Raw genomic sequence first — 26,001 nt, 5'->3', positions numbered from 1 at the left:
AAGATCGATGATTTATAAGCAAACATTTTATTCATTGGTCGTCAAGCCGTGATCATTAGCTTGTAAATTATCATCATTCATATATGAATGATGATCGCACATCATCGCGTGAGGGCTTGTTACATGAGCATAGAAGACGACAGTGATCGCTACCGCGCGCCTGCCTTGGATAAGGGACTCGACATTCTCGAATTGCTGGCGACGATCGACGGCGGCCTGACGCAGGCGGAAATCGCCAAGGCGCTCAACAAGAGCCCCAACGAATTCTACCGCATGCTCGATCGCCTCGTGCGGCGCGGCTATGTGCAGCGGCAGGATGGCGACCGCTTTTATCTGACGCTGAAGCTCTTCGGGCTTGCGCATTATCATGCGCCGGTGCGCCGCCTTGTCTCCTTCGCAACGCCGCTAATGCGCGAATTCTCCAACCGCGCCGAACAGGCCTGTCATCTGGCGATATACGATCGCGGCTCCGTCGTTGTCATCGCCCAGCAGGATTCGCCGACCTATTGGGGCATCTCGATCCGCGTCGGCGCCCAGCTCAATCTCTATAACACCGGCTCGGGGCACATTCTCCTGGCATTCCGGGATGCAAAGCAGCGCCAGATGATGATCAACGAGCAGAGACGTCAGGAGCAGGACACCGAAGAACCGCCGGCCGATCTCGAGGAAAAGCTGCTGGCGATCCGTGAGAAGGGCTTCGAGACCATGAGCAGCCTGCAGACGAGCGGCGTGCACAATATTTCCGCCCCGGTGCTGGCGATGGACGGCAATGCGCTTGCGGCGCTGACCTGTCCCTATATCGAGCCCGTGAACGCAAAGGCGCCGACGCGTGAGCAGGTGGTGGAATATGTGCGGGAGGCGGCAAAGCGGATCTCGGAGACCGTGGCCGGCACGGTCGAAAAAGCCGAGCTATAATTTCCATTTGAATAAACTATTCTTATGTGAGCATATATTGAGCAAGCAGGTATGGGAGGAAAACCATGCTTTTCGACAGCCATTTGCATATCGTCGACCGGAAACGCCTCGCCTATCCCTGGCTGGCCGACGCCGGCGCCCTCGATCGCGACAGCCTTTACCAAGACTACGCACGGGAAGCCAAACGCCTGGGGATCACCGACGCGCTTCATATGGAGGTCGATGTCGCCGAAGACGATATCGAGCGGGAAACCGACTACATCAAAGGCCTGAGCCGCGAACCCGGCAGCCTGCTGCGCGGCGCCATCGCCGCCTGCCGCCCAGAAAGCACGCACTTCCCTGCCTATCTCGAACGCGCACTTGCCGACCCCTTCGTCAAGGGCTTCCGCCGCGTGCTGCATGTCGTACCGGATGATATCTCGGAGGGTGTCCTCTTCCGCGAAAACCTGAAACGGCTCGCCGATACCCGCCTCACCTTCGATCTCTGCGTCCTGCCGCATCAGATCTCCAAGGCGATCGCGCTGATCGACCTCAATCCCAACATCCGCTTCATCCTCGACCATTGCGGCGTGCCGGCGGTGAAGGATGGATTGAGCGAAAGCTGGGCATCCGGCATCAAGGACGTTGCGAAACGCCCGAATGTCATCGCGAAGATTTCCGGCGTCGTCGCCTATGCGGATCCGGAAAACTGGTCGCCGCAAACGCTGCGCCCGTTCGTCGAACATTGCATCGCGAGCTTCGGCTGGGATCGCGTCATATGGGGCAGCGATTGGCCGGTCTGCACGTTTGGCGGCAATCTCTCCACCTGGGTCGCCGCCACCCATGCCCTGATGCACGGTGTCAGTTCCGACGAACGCGATCGGCTTTATCACCTTAATGCAAAGCGTCTTTGGTCTCTCTGAGACCGGACGCATTTTTATCAAGGCCATACCCCGCCCCGCCGCCGTCTAACTGCGGCGCACGCGAAGTCCGGCCTCAAACAAAAAAGGCGCCGCATCCCTGCGGCGCCCCTCTCAAATCATAGCTCCCCTTAATGGAGAGAAGGCCGGTCACCTTCAAGCAGCAGCGAGCTGCAGTTCCTTGCCGACCATGGCGCGCAGCGTGCCGAGGTCCTTGGCGAAGGCGCGGATGCCTTCGGAGAGCTTCTCGGTTGCCATCGCATCTTCGTTCATCATCCAGCGGAAGGTCTTCTCGTCCACGGCGATCTTGCCGGCGGCGCCCTTGTCTTCCGGCGAGAGCTTGCGCTCCAGCTTGCCTTCGTCCTTGGAAAGCTCGTCGAGCAGGTTCGGGCTGATCGTCAGACGGTCGCATCCGGCCAGCGCCTCAATTTCGCCGGTGTTGCGGAAGGAAGCGCCCATGACGATGGTCTTGATGTCGTTGGACTTGTAGTAGTGGTAGATGTCGCGCACCGAGATGACGCCCGGATCTTCCTCAGCCGTGTAGTCCTTGCCGCTCGACTTCTTGTACCAGTCGAGGATGCGGCCGACGAAGGGCGAGATCAGAAACACCTTGGCGTCGGCGCAGGCGATGGCCTGAGCCTTGCTGAAGAGCAGCGTCAGATTGCAGTCGATGCCTTCCTTCTGCAGCACTTCGGCCGCACGGATGCCTTCCCAGGTGGAAGCGAGCTTGATCAGGATGCGGTCACGCTCGATGCCGCGCTCCTTGTAGGCGGCAATGATGGCGCGCGCCTTGGCGATCGAAGCTTCGGTGTCGAACGAGAGGTCGGCATCGACCTCGGTCGAAACACGGCCGGGGACGAGGCCGGAAAGAGCGGCACCGACGGAGATCGCCAGACGGTCGCCGACGGCTGCGGCGATCGCTTCCGACGTGCCGCCCTGCTTCTTGCCCCAGCCAACGGCTTCCTTGATCGCATCGGCGAACATCGGCGTGCCGAGCGCCTTCAGCACGATGGTCGGGTTGGTGGTGCAATCCACCGGCTTCAGGCGAGCGACTGCCTCGATATCGCCGGTATCGGCCACGACCGTCGTCATGGCACGGAGTTGATCAAGCTTGGAAGTCATAACAGGTATCCTTGTTGAATGAGGCTCGTTTGGATGGAGATATCGGGCAGCAGAGCCGGTCTTTTCGTCGGACGGGACTTGAAGGCGTCAAGTGTGCAGCCTTCCTTCTCCTATGTTTCGGTAACGGGATAAAAAGCGCGAAAGTTCCATTTCCGGTGAACGGCCGAGCGACGAGGAGACGACGTTCCGAAAACTGGCTTTTTACCGGCACGGGGCGCCCTATATGGCCCCCTGACCGGCCTGGCACTTGCTCGGAACAGCATCTGCACATTGTCCTCCTCGATTGGACAAGACCGAATTCCTCACCACCGACTATCAGCAATCTCGCACGGAAAAGTCAAGGACATTTGTGCAATTCGATTGACATAAGTTTCATGTCATAGAATATCGGCAGCAGAAGAGCCGATCTCGCTTGCTCCCGTCGTCCGCCACGGTGCCCTCTCGCATCCATGGCGGATCATGACGTTGAACGGCGCAAGCGGCAATCTTGTCGGAGGACCTGTGGTCAAACTGAGACGCGGAACCCATACCGCCTATTCGGAGACCTCGTCTCTGAGGCTTCGCGCCGCATGGCTCTATTATAACCAGGGCCTGACGCAGAAGGACGTTGCCGAGCAGCTCGGCATCAGCCGCACCACGGTCATCCGCCTGCTCGACGAGGCCATGCGCCGCGCCGAAGTGCAGATCTGGATCACGGAAGGCATCGACGATTGCGTGGAGCTTGCGATCAAGCTCGAACGTACATTTGGCCTCGACGAGGCGATCGTCGTTCCCGAGCCGGCCGGCGGCAATGTGAACGCTCAGGCAAAGAGCGTCGGCCTGGCGCTCGGCCAGTTCCTGACGGAAGCCATCCACGACAATTCCACCATCGGCGTCGGCTGGGGCCGTACGATGACGGCGTCGCTTGCAAGCTTCCGCCCAACCCGCCGCGACAATTGCAAGGTGGTCTCCCTGCTCGGCGGCATCGTCGCCGTCCACCAGACCAACCCGATCGACTACACCTGGCGCCTGGCAAGCCAGCTGGGCGCGGAATGCTATATGTTCCTTGCACCGCTTCTCGTCGACTCCGTCGAGACCAAGCGCAATCTCATCGAGAAATGCGGGCTGGAAGCCATCTACCGGCTGGCGGAAAACCTCGATCTTGCGATTGTCAGCTGCGGCGATATCGGCCCGCAATCGACCTCGCTGTCGGAGGGTTTCATCTCGAAGCGGGAGCTGGAAGAACTGATCGAAATGGGCTGCGTCTGCGACACCATGTTCAACTTTCTCGATGCCGAGGGCAACTCCGTCGATCACCCCATCAACAAGCGCGTAATGTCCGTCGATCTCGAAACGCTGAAAAAGGCAAAGCACATCGTCATCTCCTCCGGCGGCGCCCACCGCGCCCAGGCAATCAGCGCCACCATCAAGCGCATCGGCTGCAACACGCTGATCACGGATGAAAGTGCTGCGAAGGCGCTGCTGCAGATGGCGATCGCGAAGGCGGCTTGAGAGCGCTTCGGCCGTCAGCTCCGAGCGCGTCGAAAGTTCGCACCCCCTCTGTCACTTGGTGACAGAGGGGGTGCACTCTCCAGAGACTCAAATCCTATCGCAATACCCCCTCAAGCATCCCCCGCTTCCCATCCGAGCATCGCGCGCTTGCGCGTCAGCCCCCAGTGATAACCCGTGAGTTGGCCGTTCTTGCCGAGCGCCCGGTGGCAGGGCACAACAAAAGAGATTGGATTGCGTCCGACGGCCGCCCCCACGGCCCGCATTGCCGTCGGCTGTCCGATATCCCTGGCGATGTCGGAATAGGTCACCGCCCGGCCCATCGGGATCTTCAACAGGCTTTCCCAGACGCGAAGCTGGAAATCCGAGCCGATCAGCACAACCCGCAACGGCTGGTCGCTCGACCAGTTCGAACGCTCGAAGATGCGCGCCGCATAAGGTGCCGTCGCATGCGGATCCTCGATGAATTGCGCATTCGGCCAGCGGCAGGTCATGTCAGCCAGGCAGGCTTCCTCATTGCCGGGATCACTGAAGGCGAGGCCAGCAAGACCACGATCGGTGACCATGATCAGGGCGAGGCCGAAGGGGGAGATGTGAAACGCGTAGCGCATCACCAGACCGCTGCCCCTTGCCTTCCATTCGCCGGGCGACATTGCCTCATGCGTTACGAAAAGGTCGTGCAGCCGGCTCGGACCGGAAAGGCCGACCTCCAACGAGGTCTCCAGCAACGGCAGATCCTCCTTGCGCAGCAGACGCTTGGCATGATCGAGCGTGACCGCCTGCAGGAAGGCCTTGGGCGACAGCCCGGCCCAGCGTGTAAACGTCTTCTGCAGCTGGGTCGGCGATTGGCCGAGCCTTTCGGCCAGCATCTCCAGCGACGGCTGGTCGCGATATTCCTCGGTGATGAGTTCGATGACTTCACGCACCGTCTCGTAATCCTGACCTTCCGGGGTGATGTCTTTCTTCAGCTGTGCAATCGCATTCATGATCTTTCTCCTTGGAAAGGAGAAAACCACGGCAAGAGGGCTAAAACCACCCGTTTCTTGCGCAAGTGGTCTCTCTGCGAAAATGTGATTGGCCCATGTCGATCCGCCCGCTCAAATCCTCTGCGTGACGGTCGCCAACGCACGTTTGAAGGCCTTGGCGAAGCTCTCGCGATCCTCCGGATTGAGGAAGGAACCGACATCGGTGTCGTGGCTTCTGTCGCGGACATGCATGGAGACGACACCGATCTCGCGGTGGCGGCGAACGAGGAACCGCGTCCAGAACGGATTGAAATCATGTTCCACCATACGGCCCGTCGGCGAGAACTTGCGGACGGACACATTGGTGCGCGATACCGTCACCTCTTCGCGCACGCGCCCCGAACGATAATTCAGCCGGAAGGCGCCGTAGAGCAGGAAGAAATCGGCGCCTAAGAAGATGCCGATCGGCCAGGCGCCGCGCGTGACGAAAATGATGCTGTAGAAGAGGCAAAAACTGCCGGCCAAGGCCAGCATGATCTTGTACCCCTTTCGTCCGAGCGAGCGATGGGGAAACAATTCGGCGGCAAAAACCGGCCTGTTGCCGTCTGCAGCCTTATCGGCGTTGCGTTCCGTCATAGGACTTGAGTATAGGTCGTTCATGGCAAATCCCAAGATCAAATCCAGCGCCCGAACCGCGAAAAAGTCAAATGCGGCCGCAGGCCGCAAGCCGGCGGGAAAGAGCCTCTATTCCAAGGCGGACCTGGAAGAGATCTTCCGCCGCTTCTCCGTCCAGCGGCCAGAACCGAAGGGCGAACTGGAGCACGTCAACCCCTTCACGCTCGTCGTCGCGGTGGCGCTGTCTGCCCAGGCGACCGATGCCGGCGTCAACAAGGCGACCCGCGCCCTCTTCGCCGTCGCCGACACGCCACAGAAAATGCTCGATCTCGGCGAGGCGCGCATCCGCGAATATATCAAGACGATCGGCCTTTACCGCAACAAGGCGAAGAACGTGGTGGCCTTGTCGGAAAGGCTGATCACCGATTTCGGCAGCGAGGTGCCGCGCACCCGCGAGGAACTGGTGACCCTGCCCGGCGTCGGCCGAAAGACCGCGAACGTGGTGCTTTCCATGGCTTTCGGCCAGGCGACGATGGCCGTCGACACGCATATCTTCCGCATCGCCAATCGGCTGCTGCTCGCCCCCGGCAAGACGCCTGATGAGGTCGAACAGCGGCTGATGAAGATCATTCCCGATCAGTATCTCTACCATGCCCACCACTGGCTGATCCTGCATGGCCGCTATGTCTGCAAGGCGCGCAAGCCGGAATGCGAGCGCTGCGTCATTGCCGACCTCTGTCGCTCGCCGGAAAAGACCTGCGACGTTCCAGCCCCTCTGGTCGAACTGCCGCCCCAGACCGTCGGGGCGGAAGCGACAGGCTAAGCCCGTCTTGTTGCCCGCAGGCTTGTTTCCCTGTGCGAGATCAGCTTGTGCAGATGCACCATCAGCCCAGCGGCAAACAGCGGCGTCAGCAGATTGAGAAGCGGGATGGCGAGGAAAGCGGCGATCACGAGGCCGGCCAGAAAGACCGTGAGGGCGTGCTTGACGCGGAACTGCCGTGCGTCGTCCGGCGAGCGAAAACGCATGGCGGCGAATTCGAAGAATTCCCGTCCGAGCAGATAGCCGTTCACCAGAAAGAAGGCGACGAGATTAACGCCCGGAATGAACAGCAGGACCAGCGCCACGATATTGCCGACGATGACGACACCGAGAAACCGCAGTGAACTTCTCATGGCCGCGGCGATTGGCATGGCGGTCCCAGGCGCATCGCCGGGATAATCGCGTTTTTCTACAACCTTAGCAACATCGTCGAGAAAGAGGCCTGCAATCAGCGCTGTCACCGGCGAGATGAGCAAAGCCATTGCCAAAGCCAGCGCAATACCCGCGAAAATGGCAAGAAAAAGCGTAAGCCAGCCCGTCCAGTCCGGTGAGGCCGGCATGAAGCTTTGCAGCCAGGGCAGGACGAAGGAATTGAACACGCCGCGCAACGCGAACCAAAGCGCGACAAGCGCCAGCAATGTCAGGCCCAGAACCTTCCAGAAAACCTTGCGTGTCTCCGGCGCAAAGAGATTGGCAAAGGAAAGGCGTGCAGCAAGGACAATCATTCGGTCGACCTCTTTCGGTGGCAATGGAACACCTAGGAAACGGTTGCATCGATATCAATATCTCGCGTAAGGCATATGAATAAACTCAATTAAAAATTTGGATTATTGTAATATAGTCTAGAATAATATATTCTGCGCGCACGGTAACAATAACAACAAAAACAAGATCGACGGCCACATGAGATTTGCACCCCCGGTTGCCTCAGCAATTGGTGCGGGCTGAACATCAAAAAGACCGTCAGTGAGGCATATGATTTGGAAGACCTTAGCCAGAAACTTAGACAATATATCAAGATCGGCACACCAGCCGAACGAAGAATTGCTAAGTATTTCTCCGAACACCTGAATGAACTGCCATTCGAAACGGCTTCTTCCGTTGCCGACAGGCTGGAACTGAGCCCGATGACCGTAGGGCGTTTCCTGCGCTCCCTTGGCTATCATGGCCTGGATGGGATCAAGGTTCATCTTAAAGAGAACGTATCCCCGGTTACGTCGCACCTGCCCAACATTCTTGAGCGGCTTCAGAAAGACGCGAGCGAAGGCCAGCCGCTTGCAACGCAGATTGCCGAACAGGTTGAAATGCTGCAGCATATCTACAACCTAGCCGGTCAATCGCAGTGGCGGGAGGCGGTGGCGGCGATCCTTTCGTCCAGCCATGTCTTTATAGCAGCCCAGCCCGGCCTTGCGGGTATCGGACGCCATTTCCGCGACCGACTGACTTTTGCGCGTGATCAGGTCCTGTTCCTCGACGGCGTCAATGGCAGCTATATCGAGCTGTTCGGTGAGCCATCCGAAGACGGCCTGCTCGTGATTATCGATTCGCCGAGCTTCGTCTCCTCGCGTTTGCTGGCGCGCTCCGCGCGCCGGGCTGGATGCAAAGTATTGCTGGTAACCGGTCAATTTACCGAATGGGCGCACGAATTTGCCAACATCACGCTGTCTCTGCCGCCGCAGCGAGCCAACAGCCGCGAAAATCTCGCGGCGCTGATGTCGCTGCTGGAATATCTGGCGTCAGGCGTCATTCAGGCTGCCGGGGAAGCGGCGGAGATCAGAACTCGTCGCATCGAAGAGCTTCAGGGCATGTTCGCGCACGCCCCGCTTCGGTAGGGCATCTCGCGTAAAAGTGCACAGCGGTTTTGCGCCAACGACATGCGCAAAGCGCGAAAAGCGAATCCGAAAGATCGCGACGCGTTTCAGATGGCCTATTCCATGGCATCGAGTTCTGCGCGATGCCGGTACATGGCGAGGAACCGCCGGTAGTCGCGATCGTAGAGCCCTTTCTTTTCGGCATTCGGCAGCCGTTCATATCCGCCCGGATACATGGCGGCGCCGGCAGCTCCCAGGCTGTCGTGGAGCCCACAGGCGACGGAAGCGGCAACCGCCGTGCCGAGAAGCACCGTCTCGTTCATCTTCGGAATGACGACCTTGCAGCCGGTCACGTCGGAATAGAGCTCCATGAGCACCGAATTCTTCACATGGCCGCCGGCGACGTGCAGCGTGTCGGGCATATAGCCGTAATCGCGCATCCGCTCCAGGATATGGCGGATGCCGAGCGCGATGCCGACGCTGGTACGCCAGTAGAGCCGGCAAAGGCCATCGAAGGACGCGTCCAGCGTCATGCCGCTGATCACACCCAGCGCATGCGGATCGGCAAGCGGCGAGCGATTGCCGTGAAAATCGGGCAGCACATGAATGCGGCCACCAAGGACATCACCCTCGCCAAGCCTGAGCTCGGCGATCCGCTGGACGATGCGGTCATGCAACGCTGCCGTCGGAGGGCCGCCGGCCGCATGCATGCTGACGATATGGTCGAGTAGCGCGCCGGTTGCCGATTGCCCCGCCTCTGCCAGCCACATGCCCGGCAGGACGGCTTCGTAATAAGGCCCCCACATGCCGGTGCTGCGCTTGCGCTCGCGCGCGAAGGATACGACACAGCTCGAGGTTCCGGCAATCAGCGCCAGCTGATGCTCCAATGCGGCGGCATCGCCCGCATGGCCGGCTAGCGCACCAAGCGCCCCGGCATAAGCGTCGATCATGCCCGCACCGACATGGCAGGCGCGGTCGAGCCCGAGAGCTTCCGCCGCCTCGGCCGTCAGCGTCCCGATGCTCTTTCCGACCGGCACGCTCCCGTCGGGCAGACCGCCGCGCTCCCTCAGGTCGCCGAGGCCGATCACATTGAGAAAATCCGCCTGCCAGCCCGGCTGGCGATGAGCAAGGTAGTTCCATTTCGCGACCAGCGTCGAGCGAGACCGGGCAAGCGAACCCGTCGCCTTCCAGGTCATGAAATCGGCGAGATCGAAGAAATAGCCGGCCTCGGCCCAGCTTTCCGGCAGGTTTTCCTTCAGCCACATCAGCTTCGGCATTTCCATTTCCGGCGACATGAATTCGCCGGAATAGGACAGAACTTCATGCTTCGTCGCGGTGCAATAGTCCGCTTCGGCGAGCGCCCGATGATCGAGCCAGACGATGGTGTCGAACCTCTTCTCGCCGCCTGTGGAAACGGTGAGCTGACGACCATCGCGATCGCGCACGACCAGCGAGCAGGTCGCATCGAAACCGATGGCACCGATGAAGGAGGCACCGGTGCCCGACGCTTTCACAGCCTTGCGAACGGCGGCGCAGACGGCCGCCCAGATATCTTCGGAATCATGCTCGGCGTGGTTTTCACGCGGGCGGTTCATCAGGATCGGATGTTCGCTTTTGCCCAGCAGTGAGCCGCTCGCCGTGAAGACACCGGCGCGCGCGCTGCCTGTGCCGATATCGACCGCAACCACGTGATCACGCATGCAAAGGAGGTCCCGACCACTTATCTCTTGTTGCGGACAAGTTGTATCAATTCCGGCATCGCGTCAAACACGACTTCCGGTGAAAGCTGCTCCAGCTCAGCTCGATAACTCGGCGAATGCGCATGCGAACCGCCGGTGAAGGCAAAGACCGTCATGCCGGCCGCGCGCGCAGCCGTAATCCCTGCCGGACTATCTTCCACGACGATGCAATCCTTTGGCGGAATGCCCATTTTTTCAGCCGCGTAAAGGAAAAGATCCGGCGCAGGCTTGCCGCGCTTGACCATGCTGGCGCTGAAGATATTCGGCTCCAGCCTGTCCAGAAGGCCTGCCACGCCAAGCGAAAGGCGGATACGCTCCAGCTGACTCGACGAGGCGACGCAGCGCGGCAGCGAAAGCGCATCCAGCGTCGCGGCAATGCCGTCGATCGGCTTCAATTCATGCTTGAAGCGCTCATAGAGATCGTTGCGGATGCGATCGAGAAATGCCTGATCGATGAAGACGTCGAATTCGGTCTGCATCGTATCGACAAGCGTCGCCAGGCTCTTGCCGAGAAAACGGCTGTAGACATCCTCCTCGCTCATCTCGACGCCGACATCGTGCATCGCCTGGATGAGGACGCTGACCGACAGCGGTTCGCTGTCCACGAGCACGCCGTCGCAGTCGAAGATTACGAGCCCTGTTCCCGCACCTGTCATCCCGGATCCAACCTGAATTCTGTTGTTGTGCCGCCTGCCCGATTGCCGGGGGCGGCAATGGAAAACGGCCGGAACAGGAGAAGTCCGGCCGTTTGAAAATTATTCCGCGAGTTTGTTGTCCAAATATAGCTGCAGGGTGACGCGGGTACCCTTTTCCCACAGCGTTTTCAGTGCATGCGCGAAGCGCTTGCGGAAGAGATCGGATTTGGCGACATCACCGAAGATATCGTCGAATACCAGGAAGGCATTCGGATCATCCTTCGCCTTGATGGCCGCTTCGTGCAGCCGATCGGCGCTGGCATCGTTGAAGACGATGTCCTTGCCGCTGTCGCTCTTGCCGGCGAAGTAGCGGCACCAGAGCGCCGAAACGAGCGCGAGGCCGACGATATCCTCGCCACGGCGGAGACGGTCGGCCGTGGACGGCAGGATGAATTTCGGCTGACGGTTGGAGCCGTCCTGCGCCAGGCGCGGAATGGTGTCGGCGATCTTCGGATTGGAGAAACGCCGCTCGATCAGCTTGAAGTAATCGGCCAGAACCGTGTTCGGCACCGGCGGGATGACGGGAATGATCTCATCGTTTTCGAGCTTGGCGAGGAAAGCGCGGATCAGCGGCTTCTCCATGGCTTCGTGCACGAAATGGATATCCATCAGCGCCGCCGGATAGGCAATCGCCGCATGGCCGCCGTTGAGAATGCGGATCTTCATGTGTTCATAGGGCGTCACGTCTGGCACGAAGGTCACGCCGACTTTTTCCAGCGCGGGCCGGCCGGCGGGGAAATTGTCCTCCAGCACCCACTGCTTGAACTCTTCGCAATAGACGGGCCAGTTGTCTTCGATATCTAAAGCTTCTTTGAGCAAGTCGATTTCGCGCGCACCCGTTGCCGGCGTGATGCGGTCGACCATGCCATTCGGAAAGGCGACGTTCGCGGCAATCCAATCGGCAAAGGCCGGATCGGAAAGCTTTGCCGTACCGACAACGGCGGCTTTGGTGACGCCGCCATTATGGGGGATGTTGTCGCAAGACATGACGGTGAAAGGCTGCAGGCCGGCGGCGCGGCGCGCCTTGAGGCCGGCCACGATCAGGCCGAACACGGTCTTCGGCGCATTCGGATTCTGCCCGTCGGCAACGATCGCCGGATGAGCGGGATTAAACTTACCCGAAGCGTCGATGAAGTAGCCGCCCTCGGTAATCGTCATCGAGACGATGCGGATTGTCGGGTCAGCTAGCTTGGCAATGATCGCCCTGGCGTCGCCGACCGGCAGGATGTCGATCATGGGCGCGGTGACACGCGCAGCCGTGCGGTTGTTGTCCTGCTCGACAACGGTCGTCAGGAAGTCCTGGGCGGCCAGCTTCTCCCGCATGGCTGCATCGGACGGCAGCACGCCGGCGCCGATGATTGCCCAATCATGCGCCTCACCGGCATTGAAGAGATCGTCGAGATAGACAGCCTGATGGGCGCGATGGAAATTGCCGACACCGAAATGCACGATACCAGCCGAAAGCGACTTCCGGTCATAGGCGGGAATGGCCGCCTTAGCCGCCGCCTGCTGGAGAGTTGCGAGCGATAATTTGCACGTCATGTCTCTGGTCCTTCTGAAAGGTCGCTGGCTCCGGGCGGCTGGGGGCCGCGCCGGCTGGTACGCTTGCCTGTCCGCTGCGATCGATGGATGCGGACCGGCGGAAATGCAATTGGCCGTGCGCGGTGATCGCGTACGGCCTTTGGCGCCTTAGGCTGAGATCGCCAGCCCTTCGGCGTTGAACCGGTGAATATGCGTCTTGTCCGGCGTCAGGTAGACGGTATCGCCGGCCCGGGCCGGGAAATCGCCTGAACCGCGTGCCGTCACCGTGCCGATTCCCTCGACGTCGATATGCAGGAAGGTGTCGGAACCGAGATGCTCGGCGACGAGCACCTTGCCCTGCCAGTCGCCGGCGGTGGTCGACAGCAGCACATGCTCGGGCCGCACGCCGATCGTGTCGGCGCTGAGGGTCTGTGCATAGGCGCCCTTGACGAAATTCATCTTCGGCGAGCCGATGAAGCCGGCGACGAAGAGGTTACGCGGGTTGCGATAGAGCTCCAGCGGCGAGCCGACCTGTTCGATATTGCCGCGGTTGAGCACGACGATCTTGTCGGCCATGGTCATGGCCTCGACCTGATCGTGCGTCACATAGATCATCGTCGTCTTGAGCTGCTGATGCAGTTCGCTGATCTCGAGGCGCATGTTGACGCGCAGCGCGGCATCGAGGTTCGACAGGGGCTCGTCGAAGAGGAAAGCCGCCGGCTGGCGCACGATGGCGCGTCCGATGGCGACGCGCTGGCGCTGGCCGCCGGAAAGCTGGCGCGGCTTGCGCTCCAGATAATCGGTGAGGTTCAGAACGCGCGCGGCATCCGCGACCTTCTTGTCGATCTCCGCCTGCGGCATGTTCGCCATCTTGAGCGGAAAGGCGATGTTCTTGCGAACGCTCATATGCGGATAGAGCGCATAGGACTGGAAGACCATGGCAAGGCCGCGTTCGGACGGCTTCAGATTGGTGCCGTCCTTGCCGTCGATCATGATCTGGCCGCCGGAGACGTCTTCGAGGCCGGCGATCAGACGCAGCAGCGTGGACTTGCCGCAGCCGGACGGGCCGACGAACACGACGAACTCGCCATTGTCGATCTCGAGGTCGATGGAAGGGATGACCTTGGCTTCGCCGAAGACCTTGGAAACCTGTTTGAGAACAATGCTACCCATGTTTCTCTTCCTTACTTAACCGCGCCGAAGGTCAGGCCGCGAACGAGTTGTTTTTGGCTGAACCAGCCGAGGACCAGGATCGGAGCGATCGCCATGGTCGATGCCGCCGAGAGCTTGGCATAGAACAGGCCCTCCGGGCTGGAATAGGAGGCGATGAAGGTGCTCAGCGGTGCGGCGTCTACCGCCGAAAGGTTGAGCGTCCAGAAGGCTTCGTTCCAGGCGAGAATGATATTGAGCAGCATCGTCGAGGCAAGGCCGGGGATCGCCATCGGCGTCAGGACGTAGATGATCTCCTTTGCCAGCGTCGCACCGTCCATACGGGCTGCTTCGAGGATCTCGCCGGGGATTTCCTTGAAGTAGGTGTAGAGCATCCAGACGATGATTGGCAGGTTGATGAGCATCAGTACGATGACCATGCCCACCCGGCTGGCGAACTGGTTGTTCAGGAGGCCGAAGCTCTGGAACAGCAGGTAGATCGGGATGAAGGCGCCGACCGGCGGCATCATCTTCGTCGACAGCATCCACATCAGCACGTCCTTGGTCCGCTTGGTCGGCGAAAATGCCATGGCCCAGGCGGCGGGCACCGCAACGAGCAGACCGAGAATGGTCGAACCGAAGGCGATGATGACCGAGTTGCCGAAGTGGAGGAAATAGTCCGAGCGCGACTGCACCTCGAAATAATTCTGCAGCGTCCAGTGGAAGAAGAGGAACTGCGGCGGCGAGGCGATCGCATCGCCCTCTGTCTTGAAGCTCGTCAGGATCGTCCACAGGATCGGGAAGAAGATGAGGATTGCCACGATCCAGGCGGCGATCGATACGACGATCTTGCGTTGCGTGGTGACTTTGCGTGCCATCTCAAGCCTCCAGGTTCTTGCCGACTGCGCGCATCAGGAAGATCGCGACGATATTGGCGAGGATGACGGCGATGATACCGCCCGCCGATGCGCCGCCGACGTCCTGCGACAGAACGATCTGCGAATAGACGAGATAAGTGAGGTTGGTCGTCGCCGTGCCCGGTCCGCCATTGGTGGTGACGAGGATCTCGGCGAAGGCCGACAGCATGAAAATCGTCTCGATCAGGATCACGACGGTGATGGCGCGCGCCAGATGCGGCAGGATGATGTAGATAAACTTCGAAACCGGGCCGGCGCCATCCATCTCGGCGGCCTCCTTCTGCTCCTCGTCCAGTGACTGCAGGGCCGTCAGCAGGATGAGCGTTGCGAAAGGCAGCCATTGCCAAGCAACGATGATGATGATCGACAAGAGCGGAACCGTCTCCAGCCAGGTCAGCGGATCGAGCCCGAAGAACCGGAAGAGATGTGCCAGAAGCCCGTTCACGGGATTCATGAACATATGCTTCCAGATGAGGGCGGCGACCGTCGGCATCACGAAGAAGGGCGCAAGCACCAGCATGCGCACGATACCCTGGCCGAAGATCGGCTGATCAAGAAGGAGCGCCAGCGCGATGCCGCCGATGACAGTGATCAGCAGCGCGCCGCCGACAAGCAAAAGCGTCACGATCAGCGAGCTCAGAAAGGCCGGATCGCTGATGAAATATTCGTAGTTGAGCCAGCCGATGAAATCATGCGTGCCGGGATTGAGCAGATTGTAGTTGAGCGTCGAGAAATAGATCGTCATCACGAGCGGGACGATCATCCACGCAAAGAGAAGCAGGACCGAAGGCGCCATCATGACGCGTGCGGTGGAACGGGTGTGCAACGTTGCCATGGCAAGTACCGACCTATCTTGGAGAAGGAAGAGGTGGCCGTGGACCGGCTGAAACGAAAAGGGCCGCCAAGGGCAATTCGGCGCTCGGCGGCCTAGGGGAAAGCAATGATCGAGAGGAGGCAATGCTTTCCTTAGTTTCAAAAGCGCTTACTTCGGATAGCCGGCCTTCTTCATTTCGCGTTCGGTCAGCTGCTGTGCTGCCTTCAGAGCCTGATCGACCGAGATCTGGCCGGCAAGGGCAGCCGAGAACTGCTGGCCGACAGCCGTGCCGATGCCCTGGAACTCGGGGATGGCGACGAACTGGACGCCGACATAGGGAACCGGCTTCACGGTCGGATGGGTCGGATCAGCCGAGTTGATCGAGTCGAGCGTCATCTTTGCGAAGGGAGCTGCCTTCTGGTAGTCCGGATTCGCATAGAGCGACGTGCGGGTGCCGGGAGGTGCGTTCAGCCAGCCTTCCTTCTGCGCGACCAGGTTGGTGTATTCCTTGCTGGTTGCCCAGGAGATGAACTTCTCCGCGGCTTCCATCTTCTTCGACGAAGCGGGGATGGCAAGGTTCCATGCCCAGAGCCAGTTGCCGCGCTTGCCGAGACCCTTGTCCGGAGCCAGAGCGAAGCCGACCTTGTCGGCAACCTTCGATTCCTTCGGATCGGAGACGAAGGACGCTGCGACCGTCGCATCGATCCACATTCCGCACTTGCCGGACTGGAACAGAGCCAGGTTTTCGTTAAAGCCGTTGGAGGAGGCACCCGGAGGGCCGGCATCCTTCATCAGCTTGACGTAGAAGTCGAGCGTGTCCTTCCATTCCGGCTGGTCGAACTGTGCCTTCCACTTCTCGTCGAACCAGCGGGCGCCGAACGAATTCGACATCGCCGTCAGGAACGCCATGTTCTCGCCCCAGCCCGCCTTGCCGCGAAGGCAGATGCCGTAGACTTCATGATCCTTGTCGGTGATCTTGCGGGCCGCATCGGCAACGAAGTCCCAGGTCGGCGCGTCCGGCATCTTCAGGCCGGCCTTGTCGAACAGGTCCTTGCGGTACATCACCATCGAGCTTTCGCCGTAGAACGGTGCCGCATAGAGCTTGCCGTCGGTCGTCAGACCGCTGCGAATGGCCGGGAGAAGGTCATTCACGTCATAGTCCTTGTCGGCGGAAAGCTTGTCGAGCGAGGCAAGCCAGCCGAGCTTGCTCCAGATCGGCACTTCATAGGTGCCGATGGTCAGCACGTCGTACTGGCCTGCCTTGGTGGCGATGTCGGTCGTAACCTTCTGGCGCAATACGTTTTCTTCAAGCGTGACCCACTGCAGGTCGATACCGGGGTTCTTGGCTTTGAAATCGTCCGTCAGCTTCTGCATGCGGACCATGTCGCCATTGTTGACGGTTGCAATCGTCAGGGTTTCGGCAGACGCCAGGCCGGCAAACATCAGCGCCGAGCAGGCGCTCAGCAGTAAAGTTTTCAATTTCATATCTTCCTCCCAGAAGACTAAAAATGAGCATTCGCTTTGCTCATGGGCAATTACTCACACCTTGTGACAAAATGTCAATGCGAATTCGTTGCTGCATTGCCGAGCAGACAGCCTATCATTTTGTTTTTACGGATTAAATTTTTTGCTCAATCCTTGAGCAAAAACTCGGCAGCTGCCTCGTCAGTGATCAAACCATTGATTTGACGGCCGATGACGGCCGCCTTGATTGCCTCGAATTTGCGTCTTCCCTTGGCGATTCCGATGACGGAAGAGGCATCGCGCGACGGCAAGGGAGCGCTTGCGACGCGCTCGTTGACATCGTCGGGCATGAGTTTGCCGCCACCATCGAAAATCCAGCCGCAGATCTCGCCCGCAGCACCGCGCTTCATCAGCGCCAGCATCTCGTCCCTCTCAAGGAAGCCGTCGAGGCAGAGCGGCGCCTCCACGCCCATCTCGCCGATGCCGACGAAGGTCACGTCGGCCTGCGCGCTGATATCGAGCGTCGAGCGCACCAGCGCCTGCGCATGCAGCAGCTCGCGCTCCTCCGCGGAAGATACGAGCACAGGCAGCGGCATCGGAAAATGCCGCGCCTTGATGACGTCGGCCATACTGAAGATGACGTTGTAGTAGGCGGCGGAACCGTCCGGGCCGATATTGCCTGTCAGCGACACCACACGGTGCTGCAGACATTCGATGGCTGGCAGCTGATCGACCGCAGCCTTCAGCGTGCGGCCCGTGCCGATCGCCAGCACGATTGGGTCGCTGCGACGCAGCCAGCGCTCGATTTCGGCAGCACCCGCTTCGGCAATGCCGATGGTGGAGGATGTGCTGTCCGGATCGCTCGGCACGATATCGACATGCCGCAGATTGAACTTTTTCTTGAGCTCCGACGCATATTCCATGCAGACCGCGATCGGATGATCCAGCCGGACCTTGATCAGCCGTTCGGCGACGGCGAGCGACACCAGCCTCTGCGCTGACTGGCGGGATATTCCCATCGCGACGGCGATCTCATCCTGCGTGCGACCAGCGACATAATAGAGCCATCCGGCCCGCGCCGCATCATCCAGCCGCCCTTGGGAATCCAGCTTCTTCGCCATCGCATTCCTTCATCGAAACAGCACCCGTTCCCCGATACGGTGTCCGGAGCCCGGATACGCCGGCCGGATCACTCAGTCTCTGGCGGGATGACGCCCTTGGTCAAGGTGAAACAACCGTAGAAGCGACGCTCGCCGGTCTGAATCACGCAAAAGGCATCCTTGGCACGCTCGTAGAAGGCAAAGCGCTCGACCGGCGCCAGCGGCCAATGCTTGCCCTCGGCCTTGTCGATCACGGCCTGGACTTCACGCTGCACCTGCGGCACCTCATCCGGCGCGCCGACCACTTCCATGCGCGCCGCCGCATCATCGACAAAGGTATCGAGCGGCATCAGAGACAGGATTGCCGCGACTGCATCGGCAGACGACACGTTATCGATGCGCAGCAGCTCGCCCAGGACGGTCTGGCTTGCCACCGATTCTGCAGGGAAATTCGTATCGACGACGGCGAGCATGTCGCCATGTCCCATGGACTTCAGCGCATAGAGCACATCCGCGTTCAAAAGCGGCGAAATTCCCTTCAGCATGATCGAGCATCCTCCAATGACGTGTGACGGCCATCCTGAGGCCGCTTCGTTCTCCGCGCAAACAAGTAACCACCGCGTTCGCGTCTGTCCATAGGCGCCGGGAACGTTTTCGGCAGACGAGCAGGACAGGAACTGTGCATCCACGCACGGCTTATTTCAGCCGTTATTGACCCGATAGGTTCGTCGGCATTAACTGAAGCGCGTTCAATGGTTGAGAGGTGCAGGTGCGCATTCTTCTGATAGAGGATGACGATACGATCGGCAGCGCGGTCCGCGACCACATTGCGACCGGTCCCCATGCCGTCGATTGGGTCAAGAATCTGATCGATGCCGAGGAGGTCACCAGCGCCGTGCAGTATGGCCTCATCCTGTTGGACCTGCAGCTCCCGGACGGTAGCGGCATCGATTTCCTCAAGCGCCTGCGCCGCAAGCCCGACGAAACGCCCGTGATCATCCTGACGGCGCGCGACCAGATTTCCGACCGCATCGAGGGTCTGAACAGCGGCGCAGACGACTACCTCGTCAAGCCTTTCAATCTCGGCGAACTCACGGCTCGTATCCTTGCGGTCGCCCGACGCTATGCCGGCAGCCCGCAGCCGACCCTCCGCTTTGCCGATCTCGAAATCGATCAGCCGCAGCGCCGCGTCCGGCTGGCGGGCAAGGATGTGATTCTGACCGGCCGCGAATGGGCCGTGCTCGATCTTTTGATCGTGCGGCCGGGCGCGATCGTATCGAAGGACAAGATTGAGGAAGCGCTCTATGCCTTCGGTTCGGAGATCGAGAGCAATACGGTAGAGGTCTATGTCAGCCGCCTGCGCAAGAAGATCGGTAGGGATCGCATCCGAACGGCCCGTGGCGTCGGCTATTGCCTGGGTGAGCGATGACCGAGCGCAGGGAACCCAGCCGTTCCAGCATCACCCGCCGCCTGATCACCGCGCTTACTGGCACCGTCGTCGTCTTCTGGCTGATTGCCGTCGGGATCGGCGTCCATGTGGTCAACAAGGAGCTCGCCGAGACCTTTGACGGCGCGTTGCAGGAAACCGCCGAACGGCTGATGCCCCTGGTGCTCGACGATCTCGCCAACCGTAGCCCTTCGGGCGATCCGCAAAGTCTCGAGGAGCTCAACAAGGGGCTGAACCGCGAATATCTGACCTATCAGGTGCTCGACGGAAACGGCAAGGTCATCCTGCATTCCCACGATGCCCCGGCAACAGCCTATGAGGTGCCGCTGAAGATCGGCTTCCACAATACGCCGCGCTACCGGATCTACACGGAATCCTCGGCGGACGGCACGATCTTCCTGCACGTCGCCGATGCCTTCAAGAACCGCCGCGAAGCATCGCGCGAAAGCGGCGTTGCCCTGCTCTGGCCGCTGCTTGCCCTCATCCCTGCCAGTATCGTCGCCATCGGCATCATCGTCGGCCGATCCCTGCGGCCCATCGACCGTCTGCGGTCGCAGATCGCAACCAAGGACGGCGGCAACATGGTGCCGCTCGAAAGCGAAACGCTGCCGCTCGAGCTGCAGCCGATCGCCCGCTCCGTCAACCTGCTGCTCGAGCGCCTGCGCCTCGCTCTGGAGGCCGAACGCGAGTTCACCGCCAACAGCGCCCACGAGCTGCGCACTCCGATTGCAGGCGCGCTTGCCCAGACCCAGCGGCTGATCGCCGAGCTGCCGCAGGGACAACTGACGGAACGCGCCGGCCGCATCGAGGCATCGCTCTCTAATCTTAGCCGCCTGTCGGAAAAGCTGCTGCAGCTCTCCCGCGCGCAAGCCGGCATAGGCGCCGGGGACAAGCCTGCCGACCTGATAGCTGTCATCGAAACCGTCATAGGCGATTATGATCGCGACACCGGCACAGCCGGACGCGTCCTGCTGGAAAACGAAACGACGAAGAAACTGGTCCGAAACATCGATATCGACGCTTTCGCCATCGTCATGCGCAACCTCATCGAAAATGCGCTGATCCACGGTCCGGCCGACGACGAGGTGACCGTCAGCGTCGAAGACGGTGTCGTTCGCGTCACCAACGGCGGCACCGTGCTTTCCAAGGATGAACTCGCCGGCCTCAAGAAGCGCTTCTGGCGCGGCAAGACCAAAGCCGCGGGCTCCGGCCTCGGGCTCTCGATCGTCGAACGCATCGTCGGGCAGATCGGCGGACAAATCGACTTTCTGTCGCCGGCCACCGGAAGGACTGACGGTTTCGAAGCCAGAATTACCCTGCCATCGGGTTGACCGCCGTTCCATCCCCGGCAAGGATTGATCTTGCAAAGACCGGCAAAGGGTGCGAGCAAGGCCGCAATGTTTCCAGCAGGTCGGTATTCATGATCGTTTCCTTCGACATCGGCGGCAGCGCCATCAAAGGCGGGATCGCCCGCACCTTGACGGATATCGTTCCGCTGGCGCGGCGCCCGACGCCAAGGCTCGATTTCGCCGAGTTCGTCGCTGTCCTGCGCGAGGTGATTGCCGAAGCGGGGGATAAGCCGGATTGCCTCTCCTTCTCCATCGCCGGTGTCGTCGATCCTGATACGCAGGCGCTCACCTGCGCCAATATTCCCTGCATTCACGGCCGGCGCCTTGCCGCCGATCTGGAAGCGGAACTCGGCTCCCCCGTACTGATTGCCAACGACGCCGATTGCTTCGCCATGGCCGAGGCCATGTCCGGCGCCGGCCGCGGCCATCGCATCGTCTTCGGCGCCATTCTCGGTACGGGCGTCGGCGGCGGCCTCGTCGCGGACGGCCGGCTGGTCAATGCCGCCGGCGGCTTTGCCGGGGAATGGGGCCATGGCCCTATCATCGCCTCCTTCGCCGGCAATCCACCCGTCGCCATTCCCGCCTATCCCTGCGGCTGCGGCCAAAAGGGCTGTGTCGATACCGTCGGTGGCGCCCGCGGCATCGAACGGCTGCACAAGACGCTTCACGGCCTGGAACTTTCCAGCGAAGAGATCATCGACGAGTGGCTCAAAGGTGAAAGCCGCGCGGAACGAACGATCGAGGTCATGGTCGATCTGGTCGCCTCGCCGCTCGCCCTGACGATCAACATAACGGGCGCGACCATCGTGCCGGTCGGCGGTGGCCTTTCCAACGTCGAACAGCTCCTTGCAAGGCTGGACGAGGCGGTACGCGCCCGCATCCTGCGCAAATTCGGCAGGCCGCTCGTCGTGCCCAGCGTGTGCAAGCTGGAACCTGGCCTCATCGGCGCCGCCCTGCTCGGATTGCAATATGCCGCGGAACGCAGCCATGCTGCTTGAAGTCTGCGTCGAGGATATTGCCGGCCTCAAGGCCGCCGTCGAGGGCGGCGGTGATCGCATAGAACTGTGCAGCGCACTCCCGCTTGGCGGGCTGACCCCGAGTGCGGGGCTGATGGCGGCCGCAGCGAAGATGCCGGTTCCCGCCTATGCCATCATCCGCCCGCGCGCCGGCGGCTTCGTCTATTCCGCCGAAGAGCTTGAGGTCATGAAATCCGATATCGACGCGGCCCGCGCCGCCGAGCTGCCGGGCGTCGTGCTCGGAGCATCCCTGCCGGATGGAAGATTGGATTTCGACACGCTTGCCACCCTGACTGCTCATGCCGACGGTCTCGGCATGACCCTGCATCGCGCCTTCGACCTTGTACCTGACGTCGAGGAAGCCGTCGGCATGGCCATATCCCTTGGCTTCGAGCGCGTCCTTACCTCCGGCGGTGCAAAGACCGCGGCAGAGGGCGTCACCATGCTCGAACGGGCAATTGCCGCTGCCGCCGGCCGGATTTCCATCATGCCCGGCTCCGGCGTGACGCTGGCAACGGTCGGCCAGCTATGGCCGCGGCTTGATATCAGCGAGATCCACGCGTCCTGCTCGGCAACCACCTCCGAAACGGATGAGCGCGTCATCGCCCTCGGCTTCTCAACGCCATCGGTCCGCCGCACGGATGCCGCAACCGTCAGGGCGCTCAAGGCGTATTTCGCCTGACACATCCCGGGCGGACTTTATAGGCAGGCGACATCAGGAGGCTCGGGACTGAAACGCAGCAAGCGAGTTTGAAAGATCATGATGCGCTTTGAGCAACGTCATGAATTGACAAAGAAACATTAGAATGATCAATCCTTCATAAACGCATATGCTGTAGCCATGAACTGGCTGCGCAACATACAGTTATTGCAGCAGAGCAAGTTTCCTCGGGAGTAGCTGTGATCTGAATCATGTCGGTGGCACCACCTCGCAAAAAAAGCAGGGCTGTCTTCTGGATTGCGGCTGTTGTCATCGGCTTGATCATCCTGACAACCGCGCTCCTAGCCAACGACATGCGCAATCTGCGGGCGCTGGATAGCCGCTATCGGCTCGATCTGCTCCCCGCCCCGCAGCAACAGGCGGCATCTTCGCCGCCGAAGCCCGCGCCGGAACAGCAGCCCGCACAGGCGGCGGCGCCTCGGAGTGCAGCGCTGGCAGCGCCGGCCGAAACTCCCAGACGCGATCGGGTGAAACCGGCGGCTGTCGCCAGACCACCAGCCGCAAAGAAATCCCATCTGCTGGACGAGCCTGTCGACGCGCTGCTGAGCGCCTTCGTGCGAAGCTGGCGGATAACGGGCCAGACGCTTTGCGCCGATCTCCAAAATTTCGGCCTGTCCGTGGGCGAATGGCGGCAGAGCGAGCTGGGCGCCGGCACTTCGGAGTGCAGCTATGCCGTTCAGAAGGGTGCCTATGGCGATCCCAAGGCGGCTTCCTTCTTCATCATCGCCAGGGGCAAACCGTCAGGCGAAATCGATGCCATCCGCATCAAGGTCATCATGCCCGACAATGACGAGGGAAAAGCCATTGCCGGCACCTTCGTCGACACTGTCGTCCTGTTGCTGAACGAGACCCATTGGCTGGACTTTCAGGCCGCACTCGAAGCGATCGGCAAGCTGCAGGACGTGACGCTGCAAGCCTTCGGCGCCAAGCTTGCTTTTTTCAAGGAGTTCCAGAGCAACAACAATTTCAACCTGCAGCTGGAATTGCGGAGAACGTCGCCGGAGCAGCTCCGAACCGCGATCGTCTTCGACAAGGCGCGCTGGACATTGCCCTCGCCCTCCTCGACCAATTAGATCTCGGGGCATGCACGTATTTGCCGCTCTTTCATGGTGTATGTTACGAATACAACCAGTAAGAAAGCACTCGGTGGGCTAATCGCCATCATGGGATGAAACGGAGATAGAGATGGAGCCAAAAGCAGCCAAATCAAACCTCAAGAAGATGGTTTTCATGAATATCTTCGCTCTCCTGGTTGCTGAATATTTCGCTATCGTTTCGTATTCTTTGATTTCATTCGCCTCCCATTTTAACTCAATCGCTGAGGGAATATCTGTGCCGCTGGCATTGGTCACCATTAGCTTCGCTGTGGTACCGATGGCTCTTCTGATCACATGGAAGGCCGCTCTAGTGGCGATCGGCGTCGGCGAATTGCTCGGGCGACCCTCCTATTATTATCCGATGGCTGGAGCTATTGCTGGATACTGGACAGCTCATTCATGGGCCTTTCAAAGTGGCTCCAATAGGTTTGATGTCCTTATGCTCACCATAAGCGGCGGCATCGCGGGCTATGCTTTCTGGTACGTGGCTGTCCGAAGTTTGCATTTTGATTTGCAAGTGTCGCTCACCGAGGGTCGATGACAATGTTTGAGGCGCGAAGGTTGGACGGCAAGAAATGAATCCGCTGTCCATACCGCGAAGCGTCCGATCACAACTGCCGTTGGCACAGTGCAGCAGGGCGTATCCAGGATCGACGCCCGATTTTACAAACGGTGTCAAATATTCATGCGCGTCGGTTCCTGTTGCACTGCGCCATCGGTAGTGCTCATATAGGCAACGATTCCGAAGGTCGGCGGATCACCGACCGCCAGCACCATGTTTCCCGAGAGCACGAGGCGGTTTCCGAAGGGATTCATGCAAATCGTCAAACACGCCGGCACCTCCCGCCGCGCGTTGGAAAGCCATTGCATTTCATGGATTCGACAGATCCCAACCCGCAGGGCCACACTTTCGCGGTCGAACGCAATCCCCGCCTGCGCTACATCATCCCTGCCGTCGTCGCCGTAGCCTTCCTGATGGAACAGCTCGATTCGACCATCCTCATCACCGCCGTTCCCGATATCGCCAAAAGCCTCGAGACGACCCCGGTACGCATGAACCTGGCTGTCACGACCTATATCCTGACGCTTGCCATGTTCATCCCGGTGAGCGGCTGGTTCGCCGACCGGTTCGGCGCGCGCCGCATCTTCGCACTCTCGCTCTTCATCTTCACGCTCGGCTCGATCTTCTGCGGCCTCGCAACCAGCTTGTCGATGCTGATTGCGACGCGCGCGCTGCAGGGCTTCGGCGGCGCGATGATGACGCCGGTCGGGCGCCTTATCCTCATTCGCAGCTTTCCGCGCAGCCAGCTCGTGACCGCCATGACCTATATGACCTTGCCTGCTGTCATGGGGCCTGTCATCGGGCCGGTGCTCGGCGGCTTCCTGACGACATATCTTTCCTGGCGCTGGATATTCTGGGTCAACCTTCCCTTCGGCGTGATCGGCATGGTGATGGCGCTGCGCTACATCGAGGATACAGAGCGCGACGAGACGATCAAATTCGATTTTCCCGGCTTCGTCATGGTCGGCCTCGGCTGCGTGCTGCTGCAATATGGCATCGAGAATATCGGCCGTCCGACCATTCCTACCTGGGCCATTTTCCTCGTTCTTGGCGCAGCCGGTCTGCTGTTGGCAGGTTTCATCCGCTACGCGAGAACGGCGGAATCGCCGGCCGTGGATCTCACGCTGTTCAGGCTGCGGACGTTTCGCATCGGCACGCTTGCCGGCGGCATCTGCCGTGTCGGGCTGAACGGCGTGCCCTTCCTGCTGCCCCTGATGCTGCAGGTCGGCTTCGGCCTGAGCCCGATCGTCTCTGGTACGCTGACCTTCGTCAGCGCCCTGAGCGCCCTCGCCGTGCGGCCGGTCTCGGCAAGGCTGCTGAAGCTCTATGGCTTCGATCGCATGCTGATCTGGAGCGCCGTGTTCGGCGCCGCCGTCGTTGCCGGCTTCGCACTGATTACGCCCAGCACCCCGCACTGGTTCATCATCATCTACGTCTTCATCTTCGGCCTGGCGCGGGCTGGACAGTTCATGACCTCCAATACCCTGTCATACTCCGATACGCCGGCGACCCAGCTCAGCCGCGCGACCAGTCTTGGCGGCGTGCTGCAGCAGCTGAGCGTCAGCTTCGGCATTTCCGTCGCCGCCATGCTGCTCGGTCTGGTCACGCTGGATGGATCGCCGCTGACACCGGAGAAATTCCATCTGGCCTTCCTGCTGATGGCGGTCATACCGCTGCTCGGCATACCCGGCTTCCTCAAACTGCAGCCTGAGGATGGCGTGCAGGTGAGCGGCCATCAGCGCCGGCCGAAAAAGCGATCATAGGGATCACGGTAC

The 26,001-nt window shown here is 60.5% G+C and carries 26 protein-coding genes; 12 read left to right on the top strand and 14 right to left on the bottom strand.

Annotated features, from left to right (window positions below):
- Positions 1-123: 123 nt before the first annotated feature.
- A complete protein-coding gene (locus Q4Q11_RS02790; RefSeq protein ID WP_498568533.1) occupies positions 124-915 on the top strand; it encodes an IclR family transcriptional regulator in 792 nt (263 codons plus the stop codon).
- Positions 916-980: 65 nt separating this feature from the next.
- The gene (locus Q4Q11_RS02785) at positions 981-1,817 is read left to right on the top strand and encodes an amidohydrolase family protein (RefSeq protein ID WP_498568532.1); all 837 of its coding nucleotides are present in this window, start codon (positions 981-983) and stop codon (positions 1,815-1,817) included.
- A 153-nt stretch (positions 1,818-1,970) separates the two neighbouring features.
- Here the strand turns inward: Q4Q11_RS02785 and tal are convergent, their stop codons facing one another.
- On the bottom strand, positions 1,971-2,936 hold the full coding sequence (gene tal, locus Q4Q11_RS02780) for a transaldolase (protein WP_498568531.1): 966 nt from the start codon (positions 2,934-2,936) through the stop codon (positions 1,971-1,973).
- A 501-nt stretch (positions 2,937-3,437) separates the two neighbouring features.
- On the opposite strand from tal, the gene Q4Q11_RS02775 reads away from it, so the two are divergent.
- On the top strand, positions 3,438-4,427 hold the full coding sequence (locus tag Q4Q11_RS02775; RefSeq protein ID WP_498568530.1) for a sugar-binding transcriptional regulator: 990 nt from the start codon (positions 3,438-3,440) through the stop codon (positions 4,425-4,427).
- Positions 4,428-4,537: 110 nt separating this feature from the next.
- Here the strand turns inward: Q4Q11_RS02775 and Q4Q11_RS02770 are convergent, their stop codons facing one another.
- Together Q4Q11_RS02770 and Q4Q11_RS02765 are read right to left on the bottom strand one after the other, a co-directional pair.
- Positions 4,538-5,410 carry a methylated-DNA--[protein]-cysteine S-methyltransferase gene (locus Q4Q11_RS02770; protein WP_498568529.1) on the bottom strand — a complete coding sequence of 291 codons (873 nt, stop codon included), beginning with the start codon at positions 5,408-5,410 and terminating at the stop codon, positions 4,538-4,540.
- Positions 5,411-5,521: 111 nt separating this feature from the next.
- Positions 5,522-6,025, bottom strand: coding sequence for a DUF2244 domain-containing protein (locus Q4Q11_RS02765; protein WP_113216552.1), 504 nt, complete (start codon positions 6,023-6,025; stop codon positions 5,522-5,524).
- Between the two features lie 22 nt (positions 6,026-6,047).
- Here Q4Q11_RS02765 and nth point away from each other — a divergent pair, with 22 nt between their 5' ends.
- Entirely contained in the window at positions 6,048-6,827 is a 780-nt protein-coding gene (gene nth, locus Q4Q11_RS02760) for an endonuclease III (protein ID WP_498568528.1), read from the top strand.
- Here nth and Q4Q11_RS02755 read toward each other — a convergent pair.
- The gene (locus Q4Q11_RS02755; RefSeq protein ID WP_498568527.1) at positions 6,824-7,549 is read right to left on the bottom strand and encodes a sulfate transporter family protein; all 726 of its coding nucleotides are present in this window, start codon (positions 7,547-7,549) and stop codon (positions 6,824-6,826) included. The two genes, nth and Q4Q11_RS02755, sit on opposite strands and share 4 nt — an antisense overlap.
- A gap of 255 nt (positions 7,550-7,804) precedes the next feature.
- On the opposite strand from Q4Q11_RS02755, the gene Q4Q11_RS02750 reads away from it, so the two are divergent.
- Positions 7,805-8,656 carry a MurR/RpiR family transcriptional regulator gene (locus Q4Q11_RS02750; RefSeq protein WP_112502745.1) on the top strand — a complete coding sequence of 284 codons (852 nt, stop codon included), beginning with the start codon at positions 7,805-7,807 and terminating at the stop codon, positions 8,654-8,656.
- Positions 8,657-8,751: 95 nt separating this feature from the next.
- Here the strand turns inward: Q4Q11_RS02750 and Q4Q11_RS02745 are convergent, their stop codons facing one another.
- From Q4Q11_RS02745 to Q4Q11_RS02705, 9 genes are all read right to left on the bottom strand, one after another.
- Positions 8,752-10,335 carry an FGGY-family carbohydrate kinase gene (locus tag Q4Q11_RS02745; protein WP_113216505.1) on the bottom strand — a complete coding sequence of 528 codons (1,584 nt, stop codon included), beginning with the start codon at positions 10,333-10,335 and terminating at the stop codon, positions 8,752-8,754.
- 20 nt (positions 10,336-10,355) lie between these two features.
- Complete coding sequence (locus Q4Q11_RS02740) at positions 10,356-11,030, bottom strand: HAD family hydrolase (protein ID WP_113216506.1); 675 nt, start codon at positions 11,028-11,030, stop codon at positions 10,356-10,358.
- A gap of 99 nt (positions 11,031-11,129) precedes the next feature.
- Complete coding sequence (locus tag Q4Q11_RS02735) at positions 11,130-12,611, bottom strand: mannitol dehydrogenase family protein (RefSeq protein ID WP_498568526.1); 1,482 nt, start codon at positions 12,609-12,611, stop codon at positions 11,130-11,132.
- Positions 12,612-12,758: 147 nt separating this feature from the next.
- Positions 12,759-13,763, bottom strand: coding sequence for an ABC transporter ATP-binding protein (locus Q4Q11_RS02730; protein ID WP_112502734.1), 1,005 nt, complete (start codon positions 13,761-13,763; stop codon positions 12,759-12,761).
- A gap of 11 nt (positions 13,764-13,774) precedes the next feature.
- The gene (locus tag Q4Q11_RS02725) at positions 13,775-14,617 is read right to left on the bottom strand and encodes a carbohydrate ABC transporter permease (RefSeq protein WP_112502732.1); all 843 of its coding nucleotides are present in this window, start codon (positions 14,615-14,617) and stop codon (positions 13,775-13,777) included.
- Between the two features lies 1 nt (position 14,618).
- Complete coding sequence (locus Q4Q11_RS02720) at positions 14,619-15,491, bottom strand: carbohydrate ABC transporter permease (RefSeq protein ID WP_112502729.1); 873 nt, start codon at positions 15,489-15,491, stop codon at positions 14,619-14,621.
- Positions 15,492-15,638: 147 nt separating this feature from the next.
- The gene (locus tag Q4Q11_RS02715) at positions 15,639-16,955 is read right to left on the bottom strand and encodes an ABC transporter substrate-binding protein (RefSeq protein ID WP_112502727.1); all 1,317 of its coding nucleotides are present in this window, start codon (positions 16,953-16,955) and stop codon (positions 15,639-15,641) included.
- A gap of 146 nt (positions 16,956-17,101) precedes the next feature.
- The gene (locus Q4Q11_RS02710; RefSeq protein ID WP_498568525.1) at positions 17,102-18,055 is read right to left on the bottom strand and encodes a sugar-binding transcriptional regulator; all 954 of its coding nucleotides are present in this window, start codon (positions 18,053-18,055) and stop codon (positions 17,102-17,104) included.
- A gap of 68 nt (positions 18,056-18,123) precedes the next feature.
- Positions 18,124-18,579 carry an RbsD/FucU family protein gene (locus Q4Q11_RS02705; protein ID WP_112502722.1) on the bottom strand — a complete coding sequence of 152 codons (456 nt, stop codon included), beginning with the start codon at positions 18,577-18,579 and terminating at the stop codon, positions 18,124-18,126.
- A 224-nt stretch (positions 18,580-18,803) separates the two neighbouring features.
- Here Q4Q11_RS02705 and Q4Q11_RS02700 point away from each other — a divergent pair, with 224 nt between their 5' ends.
- The 6 genes from Q4Q11_RS02700 to Q4Q11_RS02675 all read left to right on the top strand — a co-directional run bounded on the left by Q4Q11_RS02700 (position 18,804) and on the right by Q4Q11_RS02675 (position 24,205).
- Positions 18,804-19,463 carry a response regulator transcription factor gene (locus Q4Q11_RS02700; RefSeq protein ID WP_112502719.1) on the top strand — a complete coding sequence of 220 codons (660 nt, stop codon included), beginning with the start codon at positions 18,804-18,806 and terminating at the stop codon, positions 19,461-19,463.
- Positions 19,460-20,812, top strand: coding sequence for an ATP-binding protein (locus Q4Q11_RS02695; RefSeq protein ID WP_498568524.1), 1,353 nt, complete (start codon positions 19,460-19,462; stop codon positions 20,810-20,812). Before Q4Q11_RS02700 ends, Q4Q11_RS02695 begins: the two co-directional genes overlap by 4 nt.
- 89 nt (positions 20,813-20,901) lie before the next feature.
- Positions 20,902-21,828, top strand: coding sequence for an ROK family protein (locus Q4Q11_RS02690; RefSeq protein ID WP_498568523.1), 927 nt, complete (start codon positions 20,902-20,904; stop codon positions 21,826-21,828).
- On the top strand, positions 21,818-22,528 hold the full coding sequence (locus tag Q4Q11_RS02685) for a copper homeostasis protein CutC (protein WP_498568522.1): 711 nt from the start codon (positions 21,818-21,820) through the stop codon (positions 22,526-22,528). Before Q4Q11_RS02690 ends, Q4Q11_RS02685 begins: the two co-directional genes overlap by 11 nt.
- Positions 22,529-22,758: 230 nt before the next feature.
- Entirely contained in the window at positions 22,759-23,640 is an 882-nt protein-coding gene (locus tag Q4Q11_RS02680; RefSeq protein WP_498568521.1) for a DUF6030 family protein, read from the top strand.
- Between the two features lie 112 nt (positions 23,641-23,752).
- A complete protein-coding gene (locus Q4Q11_RS02675) occupies positions 23,753-24,205 on the top strand; it encodes a hypothetical protein (RefSeq protein WP_498568520.1) in 453 nt (150 codons plus the stop codon).
- A 134-nt stretch (positions 24,206-24,339) separates the two neighbouring features.
- On the opposite strand, the gene Q4Q11_RS02670 is transcribed toward Q4Q11_RS02675, so the two are convergent.
- On the bottom strand, positions 24,340-24,534 hold the full coding sequence (locus Q4Q11_RS02670; RefSeq protein WP_498568519.1) for a hypothetical protein: 195 nt from the start codon (positions 24,532-24,534) through the stop codon (positions 24,340-24,342).
- 3 nt (positions 24,535-24,537) lie between these two features.
- On the opposite strand from Q4Q11_RS02670, the gene Q4Q11_RS02665 reads away from it, so the two are divergent.
- Positions 24,538-25,989 (top strand): DHA2 family efflux MFS transporter permease subunit, encoded by a 1,452-nt coding sequence (locus tag Q4Q11_RS02665; protein ID WP_498568518.1) that lies wholly within the window; start codon positions 24,538-24,540, stop codon positions 25,987-25,989.
- The last annotated feature ends 12 nt before the right edge of the window (positions 25,990-26,001 follow it).

The sequence above is a fragment of the Rhizobium sp. UFLA01-1127 genome (assembly GCF_059803845.1).
Note: the sequence above shows the minus strand (reverse complement) of the source record. Positions and strands in the feature narration are given on the sequence as shown.

Bases quoted from the DNA above. Each gene is read 5' to 3' on its own strand.
- Q4Q11_RS02790 (WP_498568533.1), top strand. From the start codon at position 124: ATGAGCATAGAAGACGACAGTGATCGCTACCGCGCGCCTGCCTTGGAT.
- Q4Q11_RS02785 (WP_498568532.1), top strand. From the start codon at position 981: ATGCTTTTCGACAGCCATTTGCATATCGTCGACCGGAAACGCCTCGCC.
- tal (WP_498568531.1), bottom strand. From the start codon at position 2,936: ATGACTTCCAAGCTTGATCAACTCCGTGCCATGACGACGGTCGTGGCC.
- Q4Q11_RS02770 (WP_498568529.1), bottom strand. From the start codon at position 5,410: ATGAATGCGATTGCACAGCTGAAGAAAGACATCACCCCGGAAGGTCAG.
- Q4Q11_RS02765 (WP_113216552.1), bottom strand. From the start codon at position 6,025: ATGACGGAACGCAACGCCGATAAGGCTGCAGACGGCAACAGGCCGGTT.
- nth (WP_498568528.1), top strand. From the start codon at position 6,048: ATGGCAAATCCCAAGATCAAATCCAGCGCCCGAACCGCGAAAAAGTCA.
- Q4Q11_RS02755 (WP_498568527.1), bottom strand. From the start codon at position 7,549: ATGATTGTCCTTGCTGCACGCCTTTCCTTTGCCAATCTCTTTGCGCCG.
- Q4Q11_RS02745 (WP_113216505.1), bottom strand. From the start codon at position 10,335: ATGCGTGATCACGTGGTTGCGGTCGATATCGGCACAGGCAGCGCGCGC.
- Q4Q11_RS02740 (WP_113216506.1), bottom strand. From the start codon at position 11,030: ATGACAGGTGCGGGAACAGGGCTCGTAATCTTCGACTGCGACGGCGTG.
- Q4Q11_RS02735 (WP_498568526.1), bottom strand. From the start codon at position 12,611: ATGACGTGCAAATTATCGCTCGCAACTCTCCAGCAGGCGGCGGCTAAG.
- Q4Q11_RS02730 (WP_112502734.1), bottom strand. From the start codon at position 13,763: ATGGGTAGCATTGTTCTCAAACAGGTTTCCAAGGTCTTCGGCGAAGCC.
- Q4Q11_RS02725 (WP_112502732.1), bottom strand. From the start codon at position 14,617: ATGGCACGCAAAGTCACCACGCAACGCAAGATCGTCGTATCGATCGCC.
- Q4Q11_RS02720 (WP_112502729.1), bottom strand. From the start codon at position 15,491: ATGGCAACGTTGCACACCCGTTCCACCGCACGCGTCATGATGGCGCCT.
- Q4Q11_RS02715 (WP_112502727.1), bottom strand. From the start codon at position 16,955: ATGAAATTGAAAACTTTACTGCTGAGCGCCTGCTCGGCGCTGATGTTT.
- Q4Q11_RS02710 (WP_498568525.1), bottom strand. From the start codon at position 18,055: ATGGCGAAGAAGCTGGATTCCCAAGGGCGGCTGGATGATGCGGCGCGG.
- Q4Q11_RS02705 (WP_112502722.1), bottom strand. From the start codon at position 18,579: ATGCTGAAGGGAATTTCGCCGCTTTTGAACGCGGATGTGCTCTATGCG.
- Q4Q11_RS02695 (WP_498568524.1), top strand. From the start codon at position 19,460: ATGACCGAGCGCAGGGAACCCAGCCGTTCCAGCATCACCCGCCGCCTG.
- Q4Q11_RS02690 (WP_498568523.1), top strand. From the start codon at position 20,902: ATGATCGTTTCCTTCGACATCGGCGGCAGCGCCATCAAAGGCGGGATC.
- Q4Q11_RS02685 (WP_498568522.1), top strand. From the start codon at position 21,818: ATGCTGCTTGAAGTCTGCGTCGAGGATATTGCCGGCCTCAAGGCCGCC.
- Q4Q11_RS02680 (WP_498568521.1), top strand. From the start codon at position 22,759: ATGTCGGTGGCACCACCTCGCAAAAAAAGCAGGGCTGTCTTCTGGATT.
- Q4Q11_RS02675 (WP_498568520.1), top strand. From the start codon at position 23,753: ATGGAGCCAAAAGCAGCCAAATCAAACCTCAAGAAGATGGTTTTCATG.
- Q4Q11_RS02670 (WP_498568519.1), bottom strand. From the start codon at position 24,534: ATGCAATGGCTTTCCAACGCGCGGCGGGAGGTGCCGGCGTGTTTGACG.
- Q4Q11_RS02665 (WP_498568518.1), top strand. From the start codon at position 24,538: ATGGATTCGACAGATCCCAACCCGCAGGGCCACACTTTCGCGGTCGAA.